Source organism: Lutibacter aestuarii, from assembly GCF_042676885.1.
Taxonomy (GTDB): Bacteria; Bacteroidota; Bacteroidia; order Flavobacteriales; family Flavobacteriaceae; genus Lutibacter; species Lutibacter aestuarii.
Window position 1 is genome coordinate 123,640 of the sequence record NZ_JBHTIC010000005.1, and the last position, 21,865, is coordinate 145,504.

General features: G+C 29.8%; 28 protein-coding genes. 9 read left to right on the forward strand and 19 right to left on the reverse strand.

The window, feature by feature from the left end:
* Window positions 1-41 precede the first annotated feature (41 nt).
* From ACFQZW_RS03110 to ACFQZW_RS03120, 3 genes are all read left to right on the forward strand, one after another.
* On the forward strand, window positions 42-740 hold the full coding sequence (locus tag ACFQZW_RS03110) for a DUF4369 domain-containing protein (RefSeq protein WP_372801093.1): 699 nt from the start codon (window positions 42-44) through the stop codon (window positions 738-740).
* A gap of 115 nt (window positions 741-855) precedes the next feature.
* Window positions 856-1,350: an RNA polymerase sigma factor gene (locus ACFQZW_RS03115; protein WP_298264424.1), complete on the forward strand. Its 495-nt coding sequence runs from the start codon at window positions 856-858 to the stop codon at window positions 1,348-1,350.
* Window positions 1,351-1,352: 2 nt separating this feature from the next.
* The gene (locus ACFQZW_RS03120) at window positions 1,353-1,991 is read left to right on the forward strand and encodes a hypothetical protein (protein ID WP_298264423.1); all 639 of its coding nucleotides are present in this window, start codon (window positions 1,353-1,355) and stop codon (window positions 1,989-1,991) included.
* A 31-nt stretch (window positions 1,992-2,022) separates the two neighbouring features.
* Here the strand turns inward: ACFQZW_RS03120 and ACFQZW_RS03125 are convergent, their stop codons facing one another.
* Both ACFQZW_RS03125 and ACFQZW_RS03130 read right to left on the reverse strand, forming a co-directional pair.
* Window positions 2,023-2,823: a TIGR00266 family protein gene (locus tag ACFQZW_RS03125; RefSeq protein WP_298285632.1), complete on the reverse strand. Its 801-nt coding sequence runs from the start codon at window positions 2,821-2,823 to the stop codon at window positions 2,023-2,025.
* A 34-nt stretch (window positions 2,824-2,857) separates the two neighbouring features.
* On the reverse strand, window positions 2,858-3,328 hold the full coding sequence (locus tag ACFQZW_RS03130) for a DUF4442 domain-containing protein (protein WP_298264421.1): 471 nt from the start codon (window positions 3,326-3,328) through the stop codon (window positions 2,858-2,860).
* A 156-nt stretch (window positions 3,329-3,484) separates the two neighbouring features.
* Between ACFQZW_RS03130 and ACFQZW_RS03135 the strand changes: the two genes are divergently transcribed.
* The 6 genes from ACFQZW_RS03135 (at window position 3,485) to ACFQZW_RS03160 (ending at window position 9,356) form a co-directional block, all read left to right on the forward strand.
* Window positions 3,485-3,862 (forward strand): DUF4870 domain-containing protein, encoded by a 378-nt coding sequence (locus tag ACFQZW_RS03135; protein ID WP_386781455.1) that lies wholly within the window; start codon window positions 3,485-3,487, stop codon window positions 3,860-3,862.
* 33 nt (window positions 3,863-3,895) lie between these two features.
* Window positions 3,896-4,237 carry a PadR family transcriptional regulator gene (locus ACFQZW_RS03140; RefSeq protein WP_298264419.1) on the forward strand — a complete coding sequence of 114 codons (342 nt, stop codon included), beginning with the start codon at window positions 3,896-3,898 and terminating at the stop codon, window positions 4,235-4,237.
* Entirely contained in the window at window positions 4,234-5,982 is a 1,749-nt protein-coding gene (locus tag ACFQZW_RS03145; RefSeq protein ID WP_298264418.1) for a PspC domain-containing protein, read from the forward strand. The genes ACFQZW_RS03140 and ACFQZW_RS03145 overlap by 4 nt, the downstream gene beginning before the upstream one ends.
* 95 nt (window positions 5,983-6,077) lie before the next feature.
* Window positions 6,078-6,800 (forward strand): head GIN domain-containing protein, encoded by a 723-nt coding sequence (locus ACFQZW_RS03150; protein ID WP_298264416.1) that lies wholly within the window; start codon window positions 6,078-6,080, stop codon window positions 6,798-6,800.
* A gap of 179 nt (window positions 6,801-6,979) precedes the next feature.
* Window positions 6,980-8,776 carry a hypothetical protein gene (locus ACFQZW_RS03155; RefSeq protein ID WP_372801085.1) on the forward strand — a complete coding sequence of 599 codons (1,797 nt, stop codon included), beginning with the start codon at window positions 6,980-6,982 and terminating at the stop codon, window positions 8,774-8,776.
* Window positions 8,777-9,164: 388 nt separating this feature from the next.
* Window positions 9,165-9,356, forward strand: a complete 192-nt coding sequence (locus tag ACFQZW_RS03160; protein ID WP_298264414.1) for a hypothetical protein — start codon at window positions 9,165-9,167, stop codon at window positions 9,354-9,356.
* Window positions 9,357-9,439: 83 nt separating this feature from the next.
* Here the strand turns inward: ACFQZW_RS03160 and ACFQZW_RS03165 are convergent, their stop codons facing one another.
* The 17 genes from ACFQZW_RS03165 to rpsE form a co-directional block, all read right to left on the reverse strand.
* Window positions 9,440-9,856: an RrF2 family transcriptional regulator gene (locus ACFQZW_RS03165; protein WP_298264413.1), complete on the reverse strand. Its 417-nt coding sequence runs from the start codon at window positions 9,854-9,856 to the stop codon at window positions 9,440-9,442.
* Window positions 9,857-9,882: 26 nt separating this feature from the next.
* Window positions 9,883-10,821: a citrulline utilization hydrolase CtlX gene (ctlX, locus tag ACFQZW_RS03170; RefSeq protein ID WP_298264412.1), complete on the reverse strand. Its 939-nt coding sequence runs from the start codon at window positions 10,819-10,821 to the stop codon at window positions 9,883-9,885.
* A gap of 3 nt (window positions 10,822-10,824) precedes the next feature.
* A complete protein-coding gene (locus ACFQZW_RS03175; protein ID WP_298285641.1) occupies window positions 10,825-11,739 on the reverse strand; it encodes a dimethylarginine dimethylaminohydrolase family protein in 915 nt (304 codons plus the stop codon).
* 89 nt (window positions 11,740-11,828) lie between these two features.
* Window positions 11,829-13,115 carry a citrate synthase gene (locus ACFQZW_RS03180; protein ID WP_298264410.1) on the reverse strand — a complete coding sequence of 429 codons (1,287 nt, stop codon included), beginning with the start codon at window positions 13,113-13,115 and terminating at the stop codon, window positions 11,829-11,831.
* Window positions 13,116-13,296: 181 nt separating this feature from the next.
* Window positions 13,297-14,583, reverse strand: a complete 1,287-nt coding sequence (gene eno, locus ACFQZW_RS03185; protein ID WP_298264408.1) for a phosphopyruvate hydratase — start codon at window positions 14,581-14,583, stop codon at window positions 13,297-13,299.
* Window positions 14,584-14,731: 148 nt separating this feature from the next.
* The gene (carA, locus tag ACFQZW_RS03190) at window positions 14,732-15,838 is read right to left on the reverse strand and encodes a glutamine-hydrolyzing carbamoyl-phosphate synthase small subunit (RefSeq protein ID WP_298264407.1); all 1,107 of its coding nucleotides are present in this window, start codon (window positions 15,836-15,838) and stop codon (window positions 14,732-14,734) included.
* Window positions 15,839-15,993: 155 nt separating this feature from the next.
* Window positions 15,994-16,470 (reverse strand): 50S ribosomal protein L17, encoded by a 477-nt coding sequence (gene rplQ, locus ACFQZW_RS03195; protein WP_298264405.1) that lies wholly within the window; start codon window positions 16,468-16,470, stop codon window positions 15,994-15,996.
* 36 nt (window positions 16,471-16,506) lie between these two features.
* Window positions 16,507-17,499, reverse strand: a complete 993-nt coding sequence (locus ACFQZW_RS03200) for a DNA-directed RNA polymerase subunit alpha (protein WP_298264404.1) — start codon at window positions 17,497-17,499, stop codon at window positions 16,507-16,509.
* Between the two features lie 22 nt (window positions 17,500-17,521).
* Window positions 17,522-18,127 carry a 30S ribosomal protein S4 gene (rpsD, locus tag ACFQZW_RS03205; RefSeq protein ID WP_298264402.1) on the reverse strand — a complete coding sequence of 202 codons (606 nt, stop codon included), beginning with the start codon at window positions 18,125-18,127 and terminating at the stop codon, window positions 17,522-17,524.
* An 81-nt stretch (window positions 18,128-18,208) separates the two neighbouring features.
* Window positions 18,209-18,592, reverse strand: a complete 384-nt coding sequence (rpsK, locus tag ACFQZW_RS03210) for a 30S ribosomal protein S11 (protein WP_298264400.1) — start codon at window positions 18,590-18,592, stop codon at window positions 18,209-18,211.
* 12 nt (window positions 18,593-18,604) lie between these two features.
* Complete coding sequence (gene rpsM / locus ACFQZW_RS03215) at window positions 18,605-18,979, reverse strand: 30S ribosomal protein S13 (RefSeq protein ID WP_298264398.1); 375 nt, start codon at window positions 18,977-18,979, stop codon at window positions 18,605-18,607.
* A gap of 2 nt (window positions 18,980-18,981) precedes the next feature.
* On the reverse strand, window positions 18,982-19,098 hold the full coding sequence (ykgO, locus tag ACFQZW_RS03220; RefSeq protein ID WP_073370549.1) for a type B 50S ribosomal protein L36: 117 nt from the start codon (window positions 19,096-19,098) through the stop codon (window positions 18,982-18,984).
* Between the two features lie 12 nt (window positions 19,099-19,110).
* Window positions 19,111-19,326, reverse strand: coding sequence for a translation initiation factor IF-1 (gene infA / locus ACFQZW_RS03225; protein ID WP_068206835.1), 216 nt, complete (start codon window positions 19,324-19,326; stop codon window positions 19,111-19,113).
* A complete protein-coding gene (secY, locus tag ACFQZW_RS03230; RefSeq protein WP_298264396.1) occupies window positions 19,326-20,663 on the reverse strand; it encodes a preprotein translocase subunit SecY in 1,338 nt (445 codons plus the stop codon). Before secY ends, infA begins: the two co-directional genes overlap by 1 nt.
* An 11-nt stretch (window positions 20,664-20,674) precedes the next feature.
* Window positions 20,675-21,127: a 50S ribosomal protein L15 gene (gene rplO, locus ACFQZW_RS03235; protein WP_298264394.1), complete on the reverse strand. Its 453-nt coding sequence runs from the start codon at window positions 21,125-21,127 to the stop codon at window positions 20,675-20,677.
* Between the two features lie 14 nt (window positions 21,128-21,141).
* The gene (gene rpmD, locus ACFQZW_RS03240; protein WP_298264393.1) at window positions 21,142-21,324 is read right to left on the reverse strand and encodes a 50S ribosomal protein L30; all 183 of its coding nucleotides are present in this window, start codon (window positions 21,322-21,324) and stop codon (window positions 21,142-21,144) included.
* Between the two features lie 14 nt (window positions 21,325-21,338).
* On the reverse strand, window positions 21,339-21,863 hold the full coding sequence (rpsE, locus tag ACFQZW_RS03245; protein ID WP_298264391.1) for a 30S ribosomal protein S5: 525 nt from the start codon (window positions 21,861-21,863) through the stop codon (window positions 21,339-21,341).
* Between the last annotated feature and the right edge of the window lie 2 nt (window positions 21,864-21,865).

Below are 21,865 nucleotides of genomic sequence, written 5' to 3' on the forward strand. Positions count from 1 at the left end.
TCATAAAATATAAATATATTAGCGCGCTTAAAAATTTAAAGATGAAAAAATTACTTAGTTACCTTATCATTGGGTTATTTCTTTTTTCTTGTACTACAAAAAAAGAAGGAAGTTTAATTGTTAAAGGGAACATTGCTGGTTTAAAAAAAGGAACGTTGTACTTACAAAAATACGTTGATACCTTATTGGTTGCTGTAGATTCTGTTCAATTAAATGGAAATGAAAATTTTATTCTTACTGATGAAATAGAACATCCAGAAATTTATTTTATTTCTTTAGATAAAATAACTGATGAAAGAATTTCTTTTTTTGCTGAAAAAGGTGAAATTACAGTAACATCAAAATTGTCAAAATTTACGTTAGGTGCTAAAATTACCGGTTCTAAAACTCAAGATTTATTAGAAGAATACAAAGCTATGATTCAAAAATTTAATGGAAAGCAACTAGATTTAATTAAAGAAAATTTTGAAGCAAGCAAAAACAATGACACTGCCAAACTAGCTGAAATTGATGCCCAAAACAACAACTTATTAAAACGTAAATACTATTTTACAACTAATTTTGCAGTAAGCCACGGAGAAAGTGAAGTAGCTCCTTATATTGCATTAACTGAACTATATAACGCAAATATAAAATTACTGGATACCATCAATAATTCTTTATCTAATAAAGTAAAAAAATCAAAATATGGTTTAGAGCTTAATGAATTTATAAAGAATATTAAAAAAACAGAGCAATAGTTGAAACTATTTATCTTTTAAAAGCAACTCATAATGAGTTGCTTTTTTTATTTTTATCAAAATTTGTAACAAACTTTATCAATTGTATACTTATTAGTTGAACCAAACAAAACCTGTGACTAAAGAACTAGAACATAAATTTATTTCTGAATTTCAGAAACATCAGAATATCATTCATAAAGTATGTAGAATTTATACTAACAATCAAGAAGCTCACAATGATTTGTTTCAAGAAATTACTATTCAACTATGGAAAGCATATCCAAAGTTTAGAGGAGATTCAAAGTTAACAACTTGGATGTATAGAATTGGTTTAAATACGGCCATTACGCTTTATAGAAAATCTAAAAGAAGCATCCAAACTCAAGATTTTGACACAGTATTGCATAAAATTGAATCCACAAAATATGATGATACTGAAGAAGAACAATTGAAATTAATGTACAAAGCAATTCATCAACTATCTGATATTGATAAAGCATTAATATTCTTGTATTTAGAAGATAAGAGCTATAAAGAAATTTCAGATACCATTGGTATTTCTGAAGTGAATGCACGAGTGAAAATGAATAGAATTAAAACGCGCTTAAGAACAATTTTAAATCCTTAAAAATGGATGAGTTAGATTTATTAAAAAAAGACTGGAAAAAGCAGGAGAGCTCCTATCCAAAATTATCATATAACGAGATTTATAAAATAATCCATAAAAAATCATCTTCAATTGTAAAGTGGATTTTTGTTATTTGTATTGCCGAATTTTTATTTTGGGGATTTATAAATTTATTAATTCCAGAAAGCTTTTTTACAATTTATGAAAAATTGCATGTAAAAGCATTTTTAAAAATATCTAATATTTTACATTATGCAGTTGTTGTCGTTTTTATTTATTTGTTTTATAAAAACTATAATTCTATTTGCGTTATAGATTCTACGAGTTTATTAATGAAAAAAATTATTAAAACTCGTAAAACCGTCAATTACTATGTATATTACAATATTATAATGACTGTTATTTTATCAATCATTGTCAACATTATTATGTTTTCTGATTCGACTCTTTTAAATGAAGTTATGAACCCAAAACATCTAGAAATTAATGAAACTAAATTTTTCTACATTATGTTGATTGCTCAAATTGTAGGTTTGTTAATTATGATAGGTTTATTATGGTTGTATTACAAATTTGTTTATGGAATTTTGCTAAGGAAATTAAATAAAAACTATAAAGAGTTAGAAACTTTAGAAGTTTAAAAAAAACCGAAGCCTAGGCTTCGGTTTTTTTTTAAATTCTATTATCTCCATCTAATATATTTCCAATTCCACCTAATAAACTACCTTCTCCCCTAGTTTTTCCACCAGTTTGAGGTGCTAAAGCTAAAACTCTTCCAGCCAACCTACTAAAAGGTAACGATTGTATGTAAACAGTCCCTGGCCCTTTTAAAGTAGCAAAAAATAAACCTTCACCCCCAAAAACTGTATTTTTAATTCCACCAACAAATTCTATATCATAATCTACATCCTTTGTAAATCCAACCACACAACCTGTATCTACTTTTAAAATTTCACCTGATTGAAGTATTTTTTTACTCATATTTCCACCTGCATGAACAAAAGTCATTCCATCACCTTCCAATTTTTGCATAATAAATCCTTCTCCTCCAAATAAACCTCTGCCCAATCTTTTTGAAAATTCAATGCCTACCGAAACACCTTTTGCAGCGCATAAAAATGAATCTTTTTGGCAAATAAACTTACCACCTAATTCACTTAAATCTATGGGTATTATTTGACCTGGATATGGAGCTGCGAAAGACACTTTTTTCTTCCCAATACCAACATTAGAAAAAACGGTCATAAATAAACTTTCTCCAGTAAGCAACCTTTTCCCTGCTGAAAATAATTTACCTAAAACTCCTTCATTTTGATTAGAGCCATCCCCAAAAATAGTATCCATTTTTACACTATCACCCATCATCATAAAACTACCTGATTCTGCCACCACTCCTTCTTGTGGATCTAACTCTATTTCTACATATTGCATTTCTTCTCCATGAATATGATAATCTATTTCATGTGCATTCATTATAGTATGTTTTTAATTATTTAAATAAAGATCTTTATTTGTTTAAACTTTTTTGTTTAAGCTTTACACTCCACTCAAATTCATATAATGAAACTTGTTCTCCACTTTCATCAATGCCAATTGATTTCATTAAAATAGTTTGCCCTTCACCTGTTTCAATAGTTTTCGTTAAAGCTTTTTCAATTGCCTCTCCATCCATACAAGTAAATGTAATTTTCCCAACGGCTTTTTTTGTAAATTTTCCTGAATGATTAGTAACCAACATAGATATTGGCTTTCCACTTTCTCTTATTTTTTTAATTACTAAAGCTCCTGTAGAAAGTTCAGCAGCCATTGATTGCACTGCAAAATACATAGATTTAAATGGATTTTGGTTAATCCACCTATAAGTAACAGTTACAACTGCTTTTGTTAATTCTAATTCTTTAAGTTTAACTCCACATAAAAAAGCTGAAGGGAGTTTAAACATTAAAAATCTATTCATTTTTTTTACAGTTACTTCCATTTACATGTACTATTAATTTTTGAACAAGTTAACTAAAATTAATAAACTTAAAAATTATTTATTTTGTTAAAAAAAAGTTAAAATACAGTACTATGTTTTGCATAATACTATTTTTTATCCATATATTTGCATAAGAAACTAAACGATTACACAATTATGAACTCAAAAAATGAAAGTAGCAGTGCATTTTTAATTCACATTTCAGCATTTGCAAGTTATTTTTTTCCATTAGGAGGCGTTATTGCACCTTTAATTTTTTGGCAAGTTAAAAAAGATGAAAGTGCATATATAGATGAACAAGGAAGAGAAGCCGTAAATTTTAATTTAAGCTTTTTACTATACACATTTATTTTAGGCTTAAGTATATTCTCTACCTCATTTTTCCATTTTCCAAATTTTTTCGGAATTTTTGGTGGCATTTCGGTAGTCGTAATATTAGGTATTGTAAGATTTGTTTTAATTATTCAAGCAGCTTTAAAAGTAAATAACAATGAATATTATAAATATCCCTTAACTATTCAATTTATAAAATAGTTCGATATTCACCCAATAAAAAAATCTCAACTTATGAAGATAGAAAACACAAAAGCACAAATGCGAAAAGGGGTTTTAGAATTCTGTATACTTTCCATTTTACAACATGGAGACGCTTATACTTCTGAAATTTTATCGCAGCTAAAAGATGCAAAATTACTAGTTGTTGAGGGAACTGTGTACCCATTATTAACTAGATTAAAAAATGCTGGTTTACTCGGCTATCGCTGGGAGGAATCAACATCAGGACCCCCAAGAAAATATTATGCCTTAACAGAAACAGGTAAATTATTTTTAAAAGAATTAAATACAACTTGGAGTGAACTTGTAGAAGCAGTAAACTTAGTAACTACCAATAAACCAACAGAAAAATGAACAAAACAATAAATATAAATTTAGGAGGCATCTTTTTTCATATTGATGAACTAGCTTATCAAAAACTGAAACTGTATTTAGATGCAATAAGAAGATCTTTAAGTGACGATCCTCAAGGTAGAGATGAAATTTTAAATGACATTGAGCATAGAATTGGAGAATTGCTTTCTGAAAGAGTAAAAGACGAGCGTCAAGTTGTTAATGAAAACGACATTGACGAGATTACTAAAATAATGGGGAAACCTGAAGATTATTTAGTAGACGAAGAAATTTTTGAGGATGAACCAACATATAGACCAAGAAAATCGAACAAAAAACTATTTAGAGATGGAGATGATAAATTTTTAGGTGGTGTTTGTTCTGGTTTAGCGCATTATATTGGAATGGAAGCCATTTGGATGCGTATTATATGGCTGGTTTTAGCTTTCGGGTTTGGTGTAGGATTTTTAGTGTATTTCTTATTATGGATTTTAATTCCAGTAGCCGAAACCACAGCAGAAAAACTTCAAATGAAAGGTGAACCAGTAAACATTAGCAATATTGAAAAAAAAATTAGAGAAGAATTTCAAGATGTTTCTTCAAAAGTAAAAGAAGGAGTTAATCAAGCTACTGAAAAGGTTAAAAGTTCTGAATTTAAAAAAAACGTAGAAAGCAAAGCCAAATCTGGTTTTAATGAAATAGTAGATACTATTGGAAAAATTATAGTCGCTATTTTTAATATTTTCGGAAAATTTATTGGTGCTTTATTAATCTTTATTGCGGCATCCACATTAATTGGATTAATTATTGGAGCATTTTCTATTGGAAGTTTTGAAATACTAGGGTTTGGTAATGATTATGTGAACTACCCTCCTTTCTTTTTCGATTCTGTAATACCATCTTGGTTATTAATACTTTTTACTTTTATAGCCATTGGAATTCCATTTGTAGTATTATTTATGCTAGGCTTAAAAATACTTTCTAGCAATGTTAAATCTTTTAGTACTACCACAAAGCTTTCTTTATTAGGTATATGGATTATTTCACTTTTAGGACTTGGTTTTGCAGGAATTAACTTTGCAACACAAACTGCTTTTGAAGGTGTACATAGGCAAACAGAAGAACTAACAATTGTTGAAAACGATACCCTTAAAATTAAAATGGTTGGTGATGAAAATTTATCTAATAGAAGTGAATTGAGAAGAAGATATGATGTAGAAACTGTTTACGATAATGATGTTCAAAAACTATATTCAACCAGAATTAATTTAGACATTAAAGCAACTGATAAACTAAATGCCTTTGTTAAAATTAGAAAAGAATCTGAAGGAAAAAATAGGTTAAATGCCAACAATGATGCTGAAGCTATTGAGTATCAATTCAATTTAAATGATAAAAATTTATTGCTAAATGGTTACTTTTTATCTAACATGAAAAATAGATTTAAAGATCAGTTAATAAATATTGATGTGTATTTGCCTATAAACTCTGTAATATACTTAGATCACTCAACAAGAACTTATTTAGATGATGTTGATAATATTCAAAATGTTCATGATAGAGATATGCCAAAACACTTTTATAAAATGACAGAAGATGGTTTAGAATGTTTAGACTGTGATGAAAGTATTTTTGGAGATGATTATAAAAAAAATAACGAACATTTTAAATTAAATATCGACAATAATGGTGTAGAGCTTAAAATTAATGATGGTGAAAATGATGCAGAAGTAAATATCAATCAAAATGGAGTAATCATTAAATAATCACAATTCAAACTAAAAAAAATACAATTCATCCAATTCCTTTTTAGCTTTAAAACATTAAAAGATACTTTTGACACAACTTAAAAAACTATAATATGAAAACATTAACTAAACTTACAGCAATATTTATTCTTTTAATTACCACAACATCTTGCTTTATTGATGGATTTAATGGAATTAAAGGTAATGGAAATGTTCAGTCTGAAGATAGAAAAATCAGTTCTAATTTTGAAACTATAAAAGTTCAACAAGGCATCAATTTATATTTAACTCAAGGAAGTAAAACAGATTTATCTGTAGAAGCTGATGAAAACATTATAGATTTATTAATTACAGAAGTTAAAAACAATGAATTAAAAGTTTATTTTGAAAAAAATGTGTACAGAGCAAAAGCACGTAATGTATACTTAACTGCCAAACAAATTTCAGGAATATACACCTCCAGCGGAGCTTCAGTTAAATCTGAAAACACTTTAAACGTTCAAACATTAGATTTAGACTCTAGCAGTGGTAGCTCTATAAAAATTCATGTAAATGCAGATGATGTTACTAGTGAAACCTCAAGTGGAGCAAATATGGATTTATTTGGTAAAACAAATACTTTTTCAGCAAGAGCAAGTAGTGGAAGCTCCATAGATGCTGATGAATTAGTTGCAGAAGTTGCCTACGCAAATGCTAGCAGTGGAGCCAACATTGATATTAATGTAACTGAAAAACTTACAGCAAAAGCAAGTAGCGGTGGAGACATTGATTATGAAGGAAATCCTACCGATATTAATAAAAACACCTCTTCAGGTGGAAGTGTATCAAGAAGCTAACTCCAGTTTATATATTAAATTGGGAAGCCAGTTCAACTTGTGTGAGCTGGCTTTTTTTATTCAAAAACTTATGTTAAAACTTTAAATAAAGTTTGCAAAATGACTTAAAATATGACAACCGTCATACTTAATAAATCTAAGTTCTATACTTTTGCCAGTTAACGTAAAAACATAATAACATGCAACATAAAAACAATCCTCATACATTTCATATACCAGTAATGGGGCTTGCTTTTACAATAGACAGTCCTATTAAAATTGCAAAATATGGTATTTCATCAGTTATTTCAATTGTAGATGATGTAATTATTGAAAAAATGAATGAATACTATTCTAAAAAATTTGAAATTCCTTATAAAGAAATTTCAATGAAAGTAGAAGATTATAGAGCTAAGAGAATTACCTCTTACTTAAATACTGTTGATACTATTGTAAAACATAAGTTTGAAAACCTTAAAAACACTTATGAGGAAAAAAGTAGTGAGCTAGAAAAGTATATAGAAATGCTTCCTGATTTTTCTGAAATAAAGAAAAGCTTTTTTAAAACTATTAAAAATAATACGGTTAAAGAAGATGTACAAAATTGGATTCACAACAATTTAAAGCCTGGAAGTATAGATGTTAACATTATGACGAAGTTGGATAAACCAAATTATCATAAAAATGAACAGCTTCCAATTGAGTTTAATGATGCTCATGCTGCTTTAAGAGGGTTTGCGAATAGTAATTTAGAATCCTCAATTGTATTGTCTGCAGGAATGAACCCAAGACTTTATAGCTATATTGAAAATTTTAAAGACTTTTTCCCTTCTGAAGAAGGATCAATTAGGAAAAAAATTATTTTAAAAGTTAGTGATTATAGATCTGCTTTAATTCAAGGAAAGTTTTTAGCTAAAAAAGGACTATGGGTTTCAGAATATAGAATTGAGTCTGGGCTAAATTGTGGAGGTCATGCTTTTGCTTCAGAAGGATATTTAATGGGACCCATTTTGGAGGAGTTTAAAAATAATAAAAAAGCATTAGCACAAGATATTTACACCGTTTTAGTTGAAGCTTTAAAAAGTAAAAACAAAACAATTCCAAATACAGCCTTGCAACTTAACATTACAGTTCAAGGAGGAGTTGGAACTTCTGAAGAACATGAGTTTTTATTAGAAAATTATAACGTAGACTCTGTTGGTTGGGGATCTCCATTTCTTTTAGTACCAGAAGCAACAACCGTGGATAAGGAAACCATTAAAACCTTAGAAAAAGCTACAGAAAAAGAGTTGTATTTAAGCAATATTTCTCCATTAGGAGTTCCCTTTAATAGTTTAAAAGGAAATACCAATGAAATTCTTAAAAATGAACGAATTGCTAAAAATAAACCTGGTAGCTCTTGCCCTAAAAAGTTTTTAGCTTCAAACATGGAGTACAGTAAAAAACCAATTTGTACCGCTTCAAAAAAATATCAAAATATAAAGTTAGAAGAATTAAAAACTCAAAATTTAAGCAATCTAGAGTACAAAAAAAAGAGCGATGCAATTACAACTAAAGCATGTTTATGTGAAGGCTTATCCAATGCGGCTTTAATTGAATATGATATGGAGCAAAAAGGAGAAGCGCAAGGTGTTGCAATTTGTCCAGGGCCAAATATGGCTTATTTTTCAAAAGAAGTTACCTTAAAAGAAATGGTACATCATATTTATGGTAAAGCAAATATTATTGCCACCAACAATAGACCACATATGTTTATAAAAGAACTTGCAATGTATGTCAATTATTTTTCAAACAAAGTGGAAGAGTTTAAAGATTCATTTACGTTAAAAAATGAAAAATATTTGAAAACATTTCAACATAACTTGCATAATGGTATCAATTATTACCATCAATTATTTTCAAAATTTTCAGAAAACAAACATGCCTTATTAGAAGATTTAGAGCATTTAAAAAATGAACTTTTTGAAATAAAAATCCCTATTTTAGAAAAGGTATAATTTACAAAGAGGCTGTTTTTACAGCCTCTTCTTTTTTTCAGTTAAGCCCTACTTTATGTTTATTTTTTTGCATTGAAATTTGAGCTTTAACAAACTCAACATCTTAAAATTGGTTATTCTCCAAAATTCTTGTAAATTTGCAATATGATATATTATCACTACGAACAAAAAAATCAACGAATTTTCTCTTTTAATTTTTTAGTTTTCAGAACACAATCAGAGAAGTTTATTCCTCCTGGATTGTTCTAACTTTTTAGTTAAGTTAATCTTCATTAGCTTAAATCCAAAAACATTTCAAACATAACATCTTATCTTATTTATTCAAGAGTATTTTTATCAATCTATGAATATTATAATATAAATATTCAAAAATTACATTTAAAAAATTATGAAACTATTATATATTAAAAGAACGAGTAAAACAGAAAACAGATATTCTAAAAAAATGGGAAGGCTAACTACTAAAGTTACTTACATTAAAAAACACCTATTAGGTTTACCTATACAAACTTTACATAAATATAGAGAAACTTATTACGGTAAAATTAAGAGTTGCGAAGACTGCAATTTGTTTATTTAAAGCTTAAAATAAGGGATGTTTTACTTAGTAAAAACATCCCTTATTTTTCTATTAGGTAGTTATAAAAGCTATAAACTAAAATGTTAAGACCCACAATGAAAGTCTGCTAAAGTCTTGTTTTCTAAAATTTTTAAAGTACTATCTCTTACATCAGCCATTAACCTATTTAAACTACATTTTTCCTCACTAGTACAATCATCACAACGTTCATAGTAGTTTAAACTAACACAAGGTAACATAGCAATTGGCCCTTCTAAAACTCTAATAACCGTTGAAATTTTAATCTCGGTAGGTTTCTTTAATAAATAATAGCCTCCTCCTTTACCTTTTTTGGAAGCCAAGATTCCGTTTTTTTTGAGAGTTAATAATATACTTTCCAAAAACTTTCTTGAAATATTTTCTGAAGTAGAAATATCAGATATTAAAATAGGTTCATTTTGCTCTTGCTTTGCCAAGTAACTTAATGCCTTTAATCCATATTTTGTTTTTTTTGAAAGCATTCTTAAAATTAATAATTTTTGATGAATTAGTTCTGTTTAGGTAAAAAAACTTCCGCCATCATACATCTGGCACTTCCTCCTCCACAAGCTTCAATAGTATCTAATGAACTGTATAATAATTTACCATGTTTTTCAAGTTGAGTTATTTGCTGTTTGTTTAAACTTTGATAGGCTGAATTTGACATAACTACATAGCGCTCATCGTTATTCCCTATAACTTGCAACATATTTCCAGCAAAATTATTTACCTGATCTTCAGAAATAGTAATAATATCTTTGCCATCTTCTTTTAAATGCTTAATTACATTTTTACGTTCTTTTTTATCATCAATACTATCTAAGCATATTACTGAAAAACTTTCTCCCAAACACATCACTACATTTGTATGGTAAATTGGTAGACGTTTATTATTTACTGTTTGATAAGAAGTAAAAAGTACTGGTGTAAATTCAAAATCCTCACAAAATTCAATTAATAAATCTTCATCAGCTCGTGGCGACAATGCACAATAAGCTTTTCCATTTATTCTATCTAATAATAAACTTCCTGTACCTTCTAAAAAAAGATGTTCTTCTTCAGCAGCTGTATAATCCACTACATTTTCAATAATAAACCCTAACTCTTCAAGCTTTACAAAGATATCTTCTCTCCTTTCTAACCTTCTATTTTCAGCAAACATAGGATATAAAGCTACATCTCCGCTTTCATGAAATGAAACCCAATTGTTTGGAAAAATAGAGTCTGGAGTATCAGGTTCTTTTTCATCTTGTACAACCACTACTTGTACACCGATGGATCTTAATTTTCCAACAAAATCATCAAACTCTTTTAAAGCTTTAGCTTGAACCGTTTCAGGGGTGATACTTTCTAATACTTTTTGATAATAATTATTAACTGCTGTTTGCTCGTTCATACGGAATGAAACTGGGCGAACCATTAAAATGGTATTTGTAATTTGTTTCATGGTTTATTCTCTAATTAAAGGCATTGTGGAGCATCTTAATAAACCCTCTTGCTTGGCTATTTCGGCATATGGAATTTTTTCAACTATAAAACCTTGATTTTCTAACCAAGTGTTTAATCTTGTAAAGTTTTGTTCAGTTACAATTACTTCATCAGAAATTGAAAAAACATTAGAGAACATTTGATACATTTCATCTTTAGTAATATGAAATAAGTTTTCTTTCCCAAATAGTTTCACTAAATAATTATAATCTTCTTCATTTCTAAAGCCTTCTTTGTGTATAATAGCCTTATCTTTTCCCACAGGCTGAAAGCAGCAATCTAAATGCAATGCATTTTCTTTGGCATTGGTATTAGACTTTACTAAATCAAATTCTTTTACAATTTTATTTGGAAAGTGATCTTTTATAAATTGCACTCCTTTCATATTTGTACGGGCTGTAATATAATTTTTATAATCAGCGCCTTTATAAGTGCCTATAAAAATGTGGTTATTCCATAACATTACGTCACCGCCTTCAAAATGAATATCATCAGATGCTTCAATTATTTTGCTTGGATCTATTTGATTTAAAACATACTTAATTGCTTCTATTTCTTGTTCTCTATCTGGCAAAATGTTAGAAACAACTATTTTATCATCAATTACAAAAGCGATATCTCTTGAAAAAATTTGATTGTAATTATTAATCACATTAGGTCTGTAAACTTTTACATTGTATTTTTCGAGTACTTTATTAAATGCTTCCATTTCTGAAATCATATCTTGTTCTGTAGGGTAAGTACCAGCCTTTATATGTTCTATTGATTTAGGATCGTAAGCTTCTTCAAGTTTAGGTGTAGGACCATTACTTTTTGCTGTTCCTAAAACTACAGCTCTAAGACGTGAGGTTTCATCTTGAACATTAAGTTTTATCATATTTATAATATTTTTGTGTAAAAATAATAAAACCCCATAAATTAATATGAGGTTTTGGCAATATTTTAAAATATTATAATTAACGTATTTTACCTTTCTTCAAAAGATTTGAAAGGTCTTAAAGTTTCTCCAATATATAATTGTCTTGGTCTACTAATTGGTTCTTTTCTTAATCTCATTTCTTTCCATTGAGCAATCCAACCAGGTAGCCTTCCTAATGCAAACATTGCTGTAAACATTGGTACAGGTATTCCTAACGCTCTGTAAATAATTCCAGAATAAAAATCTACATTTGGGTATAAGTTACGAGATTTAAAATACTCATCACTTAGTGCTTCTTTTGCCAAACCTCGTGCGATATCTAAAACTGGATCATCAATTCCTAAATCTGCTAAAACTTCTTCGGCAGCAACTTTGATAATGTTTGCACGTGGGTCGAAGTTTTTATAAACTCTATGACCAAATCCCATTAAACGGAAAGGATCATTTTTATCTTTAGCTTTTGCGATGTATTTTTGATAATCACCTCCATCTTCTTTAATTGCCTCTAACATTTCAATTACCGCTTGGTTAGCACCTCCATGTAAAGGGCCCCATAATGCAGAAATACCTGCAGAGATTGAAGCAAATAAACCTGCATGAGATGAACCAACAACTCTTACTGTAGATGTAGAACAGTTTTGTTCGTGATCTGCATGTAAAATTAACAACTTATCTAAAGCATCTACAACCACTGGGTTCATTTTATATTCTTCATTAGGAAGTTCAAACATCATTTTAATGAAATTTTCAACGTATCCTAATGAATTATCTCCATAAGCTAATGGAAGCCCTTCTTCCTTTCTATATGCCCAGGCCACTAAAACAGGAAATTTGCCTAAAATTTTACATATTGCTCGGTACATATCTTCTTCAGATTCAACATTAACACTTTTTGGGTTAAAAGCTGTTAAAGCACTTGTTAATGCTGATAGTACCCCCATTGGATGCGCTGATTTAGGGAATCCATCTAAAATTTTCTTAATATCTTCATCAACTAATGATGTTTTTTGAATATCTCTATGAAATTTTAGTTTTTGCTCCTCTGTTGGAAGTTCTCCAAAAATTAATAAATAAGCTACTTCTAAAAAATCAGATTTATCTGCTAATTCTTCAATAGAATAGCCTCTGTAACGCAAAATTCCTTTTTCACCATCTAAAAAAGTAATAGCGCTCTCACAAGAACTTGTATTTTTAAATCCTGGATCTAAAGTGGTTATGCCGTTGGTAACACCTCTTAATGCTTTTATGTCTATGGCAATTTCATTTTCAGTTCCTATTAAAACTGGAAACTCATATCTCTTACCATCTACTTCTAAAATCGCTTTTTTTGACATAGCTTATATATGTATATTATATGTTATTAATCTATTATTTTTCTTGTAGCGAATTTAACGATTTTTAAGCGATTTTGAAAGAAATTACAGTAATCATTTGCTAATTATGTATATATTGTTACAAACGCAAAAAAGTCGAGAAAAATCTCGACTTTTTTTAATTATTTAGGTAGTTTAATTACTAAACCTTAAAAGCATTTTCTTGAGGATAATATGCTACACTCCCTAACTCTTCTTCAATTCTTAATAATTGATTGTATTTTGCCATTCTATCGGAACGTGAAGCTGAACCAGTTTTAATTTGGCCAGTATTTAATGCTACTGCTAAATCTGCAATGGTGTTGTCTTCTGTTTCTCCAGAACGATGTGACATTACAGAGGTATAACCTGCATTATGAGCCATATTTACAGCGGCTATCGTTTCTGTTAAAGTTCCTATTTGGTTTACTTTAATTAAAATTGAATTTGCAATTCCATTTTTAATTCCACGAGACAATCTTTCAACATTAGTAACAAATAAATCATCACCAACTAATTGAACCTTATCTCCAATTTTCTCAGTTAAATACTTCCATCCTTCCCAATCGTTTTCATCCATACCATCCTCAATAGAAATAATTGGGTACTTAGAAGCTAATTCAGCTAAATAGTCTGCTTGTTCTTCAGAAGTTCTAATTACACCTTTATCTCCTTCAAATTTTGTGTAATCATACTTACCATCAACATAAAATTCGGCAGAAGCACAATCCAATGCTAATTTAACTTCAGATCCTGGTTTGTATCCTGCATTTTCAATTGCTTTTAATACTGTTTCAATGGCATCTTCCGTTCCATCAAAAGTTGGAGCAAAACCACCTTCGTCACCTACTGCAGTACTTAAACCTCTATCGTGAATTAATTTTTTTAAATTGTGGAAAATTTCACTACCCATTTTGATTGCTTCTGTAAAGTCTTTAGCTTTTACAGGCATAATCATAAATTCTTGGAATGCAATTGGAGCATCAGAATGTGAACCACCATTAATAATATTCATCATTGGAACTGGCAATGTGTTTGCGCTTACACCGCCAACATAACGATATAAAGGCATTTCTAATTCATTTGCTGCCGCTTTAGCAACTGCTAATGAAACTCCTAGAATTGCGTTTGCACCTAGCTTAGATTTATTATGAGTACCATCTAATTGAATCATTGTATTGTCAATTAAATTTTGTTCAAATACAGAAATTCCTAAAAGTTCTTCAGCAATAACCTGATTTACATTTTTTACAGCGTTAAGAACACCTTTTCCCATATAATCTTTACCTCCATCTCTTAATTCAACTGCTTCATGTTCTCCTGTTGAAGCTCCCGAAGGCACAGCTGCTCTTCCCAAAACTCCATTTTCTGTAACTACATCTACTTCTACTGTAGGATTTCCTCTTGAATCAAATATTTGACGTGCATGAACACTTATAATTATACTCATTTTATTGTTTTTTATTAGGTTATTTTTCTTAGTCAAAGTTACGAATTTAAGGCTAAAAAGTATTTTATATTTATACTTTTATACGATAACGTTTTCGTTTTTACCGTATTAAAAAAGCCAATAATTAAATAATTATTGGCTTTTATTTTTATTTTTTTGAGTTTTGAATATTTTCAATAAACTGATCAAATAAGTACGATGAATCATGAGGCCCAGGGCTTGCTTCTGGATGGTATTGTACTGAAAAACAGTTCTTATCTTTCATACGCATTCCTGCTAGCGTATCATCATTTAAATGGATATGTGTTACTTCAAAATCTTTATGATTTTCAACATCTTCTCTTTTAACAACAAAACCATGGTTTTGAGATGTTATTTCTCCTTTGCCTGTAATTAAATTTTTTACTGGATGATTAATCCCTCTATGCCCATTATGCATTTTGTAGGTAGAAATACCATTTGCCAATGCAATTACTTGGTGACCTAAACAAATTCCGAATAAAGGAAGGTCATTTTTAATAATTTCTTTTGCTAAGTTTTGTGCCTCTACTAAAGGTTCTGGATCTCCAGGTCCATTAGATAAAAAGTAACCATCAGGTTGAAATGCATTCATTTCTTCAAAAGTTGAATTATAAGGAAATACCTTAATATAACAACCTCTATTAGCAAGATTTCTTAAAATATTTTTTTTAATTCCAATATCCAAAGCTGAAATCTTTAATGGTGCATTTTCATCTCCAAAGAAGTAAGGTTCTTTGGTTGAAACTTTAGATGCTAACTCCAGCCCATTCATGTCAGGAATAGCCTTTAATTTCTCTTTTAGCACTCCTAGATCAGTTTCTGTCGAAATAACAGCATTCATCGCTCCTTTATCTCTAATATACCTTACAACTGCACGCGTGTCAATATCAGAAATAGCCAATAAATTTTGTTTGATAAAATAATTTTCTAGAGAATCTTGTGCATTGTCTCTTGAATAATTAAAACTAAAATTTTTACAAACTAAACCTGAAATTTTAATGGAATCTGATTCAATTTCATTTTCATTTACTCCATAATTTCCTATATGAGCATTTGTAGTTAACATTAATTGCCCAAAATAAGAAGGGTCAGTAAATATTTCTTGATACCCAGTCATTCCAGTATTGTAACAAATTTCACCAAATGCAGTACCATCTATACCTATTGATTTTCCTTCAAAAATAGTCCCATCTGCTAAAAGTAAGATTGCTTTTTTTCGCTGTGTGTATTTCATTTATAGTTTGTTTTGAAATGATTTTTTGCAAAAATAATATAAAAAATAAATATTATTATTTAGTTATTAGTAAAATATTAAGTTTCTATAAGCATATAAAAAAAGGATAAACTATTTTGTAGTTTATCCTTTTCGATATTTTTAATGAATGTACATTAATTATCTTCTTTTTTATCTTCAGTTGATTCAACCGTATCAACAACCGCTTCAGCCTTTTTAGCTTTACCTCTACGTGTTGTTTTCTTCTTTTTCTTACTGTTAGGGTTATACGTTGTATTGTAATCAACCAGTTCAACCATTGCCATAGGTGCATTATCACCTTGACGATTTCCTAATTTAATAATACGAACATATCCTCCTGGTCTATCAGCTACTTTTACAGAAACTTCTTTAAACAATTCAGTAACTGCATATTTGTTTCTTAAATAACTAAATACAACTCTACGGTTATGTGTTGTGTCTCCTTTAGATTTTGTAATTAAAGGTTCTACAAATTGACGTAAAGCTTTAGCTTTAGCAACAGTAGTATTTATACGCTTATGCTCAATTAATGAACAAGCCATATTAGCTAACATAGCTTTTCTATGCGCTGTTTGTCTTCCTAAGTGATTAAATTTCTTTCCGTGTCTCATCTCTTATCTTATCTTATTTAAAACAAAAGTTTTAAATTAATCTTTATCTAATTTATATTTACTCAAATCCATTCCAAAGTTTAAACCTTTATTATGAACTAATTCGTCTAATTCTGTTAAAGATTTTTTACCGAAATTACGGAACTTCATTAAATCGTTTTTATTAAATGATACTAAATCACCTAAAGTATCAACCTCTGCTGCTTTTAAACAATTTAGTGCTCTAACAGATAAATCCATATCCACTAATTTTGTTTTTAATAACTGACGCATATGCAATGATTCTTCATCATAAGTTTCAGTTTGTGCAATTTCATCAGCTTCTAAAGTAATACGCTCATCAGAGAATAACATAAAGTGATGAATTAATATTTTTGCAGCTTCAGTTAAGGCATCTTTTGGAGCAATTGATCCATCAGTAGTAATATCAAAAACTAATTTTTCATAATCTGTTTTTTGCTCAACACGGAAATTTTCAACAGCGTATTTTACATTTTTAATTGGTGTAAAAATAGAGTCTGTAAAAATTGTACCTAAAGCTACTCCCGATTTTTTATTTTCTTCAGCTGGTACAAATCCTCTTCCTTTTTCAATAGTTATTTCGAAATCTAAGTTCACAGACTTCTCCATATTGCATATAACTAAATCGTGATTTAATATTTGAAAACCAGAAATGTATTTTTGTAAATCACCAGCAGTTAATTGCTCTTGATTTGAAATTGAAATATTAACAGTTTCTCTGTCAGAATCTTCAATTTGCTTTTTAAAACGAACTTGTTTTAGGTTTAAAATAATTTCTGTTACATCTTCAACAACACCTTTAATTGTTGAAAATTCATGTTCAATACCTTCAATACGAAGTGATGTTATTGCAAAACCTTCTAACGAAGATAAAAGCACTCTTCTTAAAGCATTACCAATAGTTAAACCAAAACCTGGTTCTAATGGTCTGAATTCGAATCTACCATTAAAATCGGTAGAATCGATCATTATTACTTTATCGGGCTTTTGAAAATTTAAAATTGCCATAATTGAATTGGTATCTTTAAAATTATTTAGAGTATAACTCTACGATTAATTGTTCCTTAATGTTTTCTGGAATTTGAATTCTTTCAGGTACACTTACAAAGTTTCCTTGTTTAGTATCTGAATTCCAAGTAAGCCATTCGTAAACATCACTTCTGTTAGCTAAAGAATCTTCAATAGCAACTAATGATTTAGATTTTTCTCTTACTGCTACAACATCACCAGGTCTTAAAGTATATGATGGTATGCTAACTAAATCACCATTAACTGTGATGTGTCTGTGTGATACTAATTGACGAGCAGCACTTCGGCTTGGGGCAATTCCTAATCTATAAACAACATTATCTAAACGTGATTCACATAATTGAAGTAAAATTTCACCTGTTACTCCAGTTGAAGCAGAAGCTTTTTTGAAGATGTTAGAGAATTGTTTTTCTAATATACCATAAGTATATTTAGCTTTTTGCTTTTCTGCTAATTGAATTGCGTATTCAGATTTTTTTCCTCTACGTCTATTATTTCCATGTTGTCCTGGAGGATAGTTTCTTTTTTCAAAAGATTTATCTTCTCCAAAAATTGCTTCACCAAATTTACGAGCAATTTTAGTTTTTGGTCCTGTATATCTTGCCATTTTTTATAGTTAATGATAGGGATTATGAATTAAGGCTAATCCTTCGATAATCTAAAATCCTATCGGTTAAAATTTAATTAATTATACTCTTCTTCTTTTTGGAGGTCTACAACCATTGTGTGGCATAGGTGTAACATCGATGATTTCTGAAACTTCAATTCCTAAATTATGAATTGATCTAATTGCAGATTCTCTACCGTTACCTGGTCCTTTCACATACACTTTAACTTTTCTCATTCCTGCTTCATGAGCAACACGTGCACAATCTTCAGCAGCTAATTGAGCAGCATATGGTGTATTCTTTTTTGAACCTCTAAATCCCATTTTCCCAGCTGATGACCAAGAAATAACATCTCCTCTTTTATTTGTAAGTGAGATGATAATATTGTTGAATGAAGCTGTGATGTGTGCTTCACCAACTGCCTCAACAATAACTTTACGTTTTTTTGAACTTGCTTTCGCCATAATATTTAGTTATTATTTAGTTGCTTTTTTCTTATTAGCTACAGTTTTACGCTTACCTTTTCTAGTTCTAGAATTATTTTTGGTTCTTTGACCTCGTAAAGGTAATCCTGTTCTATGACGAATTCCTCTGTAACAACCAATATCCATTAAACGTTTAATACTCAATTGGATTTCAGAGCGTAATTCACCTTCAATTGTTAACTCACCTACAGCCTCACGAATATCATGAATTTCTTGATCAGTCCAATCTTGAACTTTTGTATTTTCGTCAACTTTTGCTGTTGCTAAAATTTCTTTAGCTTTACTTTTACCTATTCCAAAAATATATGTTAATGCAATAACACCTCTTTTGTTTTTTGGAATATCAATACCTGCTATTCTTGCCATAACTATCCTTGTCTTTGTTTAAATCTAGGATTCTTTTTATTGATTACATATAATCTGCCTTTTCTACGCACAATTTTGCACTCGGCACTTCTCTTTTTTACTGATGCTCTAACTTTCATCGGATTTTACCTTTAATATCTGTAAGTAATTCTTGCTTTTGTTAAATCGTACGGACTCATTTCTAACTTCACTTTATCTCCTGGTAATAATTTAATATAATGCATACGCATTTTACCTGAAATATGAGCTGTTACAATGTGTCCATTTTCCAACTCTACACGAAACATCGCGTTAGATAACGCTTCTGTAATAGTTCCGTCTTGTTGTATTGCTGGTTGTTTTGCCATTATGCTACTGATTTTCTTTTAGTTCCTTTTTTCATTAAACCATCATAGTGACGATTTAATAAATGAGAGTTAATCTGTTGAATGGTATCAATTGCAACTCCTACCATAATTAACAATGATGTTCCTCCATAAAATAAAGCCCAAGAGTGTGTTAAACCAAATTTAACAACTATAGCAGGTAGTATGGCTACTACAGCTAAAAATAATGATCCTGGGAATGTTATTAAAGATAAAACTCTATCTAACATTTCAGCTGTATCTTTTCCTGGTCTAATTCCAGGGATAAAACCACCGCTTCTCTTTAAGTCATCAGCCATTTTATTGGTTGGTATTGTAATTGCAGTGTAAAAATAACTAAATATTATAATTAACAAAGCAAATAAAACATTATACCATAAACCAAACATATTAGAAAATTCAATTCCAATAGACTTAATCATATCATTTTCTGATCTTGCTAATAATGCTGGCGCAAACATAATAGCTTGTGCAAATATAATTGGCATTACACCAGATGAATTTAATTTTAATGGAATGTAATCTCTTGCACCAGAAGCAACATTTTTTATGTTACCTGCTACTGTTTTTCTTGCATATTGTACAGCAATTCTTCGAACTGCAGTTACTAAATACACACAAACAAGTATTACTAAAAACCACATTATTACTTCAATCAAAATCATAATCAAACCACCGTTAGAAGCTGTAATTTTTGAAACTGCTTCTTGAATAAAAGAACTTGGGAAACGTGCAATAATACCAATCATAATTAACAATGAAATACCATTTCCAATTCCTTTATCAGTAATTTTTTCACCTAACCACATTGCAAATATAGTTCCAGCTGTTAAAATTACCATTGATGATATCCAAAACATACTTCCACTAATGTAGAACGCTGAAGAAGGAATTAATTGGTAAATATTTGTAATATAAGCTGGTCCTTGAACCATCGTAATAGCAATAGTTAACCAACGTGTAATTTGATTGATTTTTTTCCTTCCACTTTCACCATCTTTTTGTAATTTTTGCAAATATGGAACAGCAATTCCCATTAGCTGAACAACAATAGAAGCAGATATGTAAGGCATAATACCTAAAGCTACTACAGATGCTTGAGCAAAAGCTCCTCCTGTAAACATATCTAACAATCCTAAAATTCCACCACCACTTGTTTGATTTTGTAATGCAGCTTGAGCAACAGTAATATCAATACCAGGTAATGGTACTTGTGCAGCAAAACGATAAATTGTCATAAATCCAAGTGTCAATAAAATCTTATTTCTAAGTTCTTCTATTGTCCAAATGTCTTTAAGGGTTTGAATAAATTTTTTCATCTATAATTATATTATAACGTTTCAGCTGTTCCACCAGCTTTTTCAATTGCAGCTTTTGCTGTAGCTGTAAATTTATGAACAGTTACATTCAATTTAGCTTTTAGCTCTCCATTACCTAATATTTTCACTAGGTCACTTCTACGTGCTAAACGGTTTTCTACTAAAACATCTAATGTTACAGTATCTTCAATTTTTTTGTTATCAACTAACTCTTGAAGTTTATGTAAATTTACACCTACATATTCCTTACGGTTAATATTTGTAAAACCAAATTTAGGAACACGTCTTTGTAAAGGCATTTGGCCTCCTTCGAATCCTACTTTTTTAGAGTATCCAGAACGAGATTTTGCTCCTTTATGACCTCTTGTAGCGGTTCCTCCTTTACCAGAACCTTGTCCTCTACCAACACGTTTGCCTTGATTTTTAACTGATCCTTCTGCAGGTTGTAAGTTATTTAATGTCATTACTTTATAAAATGTTATTTAATTTCTTCAAAAGAAACTAAGTGTTTAACTTTATTTACCATTCCAAGGATAGTTGGAGTCGCCTCATGCTCAACTACTTGTCCCATCTTACGTAAACCTAGTGCCTCCAAAGTTCTTTTTTGATTTTGAGGACGTCTAATTTTACTTTTAACTTGTGTTACTTTTATTTTTGCCATCGTACTCCTTGTTTTTATCCTTTAAATACTTTTTCTAAAGAAATTCCTCTTTCTTGAGCAATCATACTAGCACTACGTAATTGCAATAAAGCATCAAAAGTTGCTTTTACAACATTATGTGGATTTGATGAACCTTGTGACTTTGAAAGTACATCGTGTACTCCCACAGACTCAAGTACCGCACGTACCGCACCACCAGCTATAACTCCTGTACCGTGTGAAGCTGGTTTTAAATATACTCTAGCTCCTCCAAACTTACCTTTTTGTTCATGAGGTAGTGTTTGGTTAATAATTGGAATTCTAACTAAATTTTTCTTTGCATCTTCAATTGCTTTTGCAATTGCTGAAGCGACATCTTTAGATTTACCTAATCCATGGCCAACAACTCCATTACCATCTCCAACTACAACAATAGCTGAAAAACCAAAGGCTCTACCTCCTTTAGTTACTTTAGTAACTCTTTGTACACCAACTAAATGATCTTGTAGTTCTAACCCACTAGGTTTTACTCTTTCTACGTTTTTGTATTTTTGATACATAA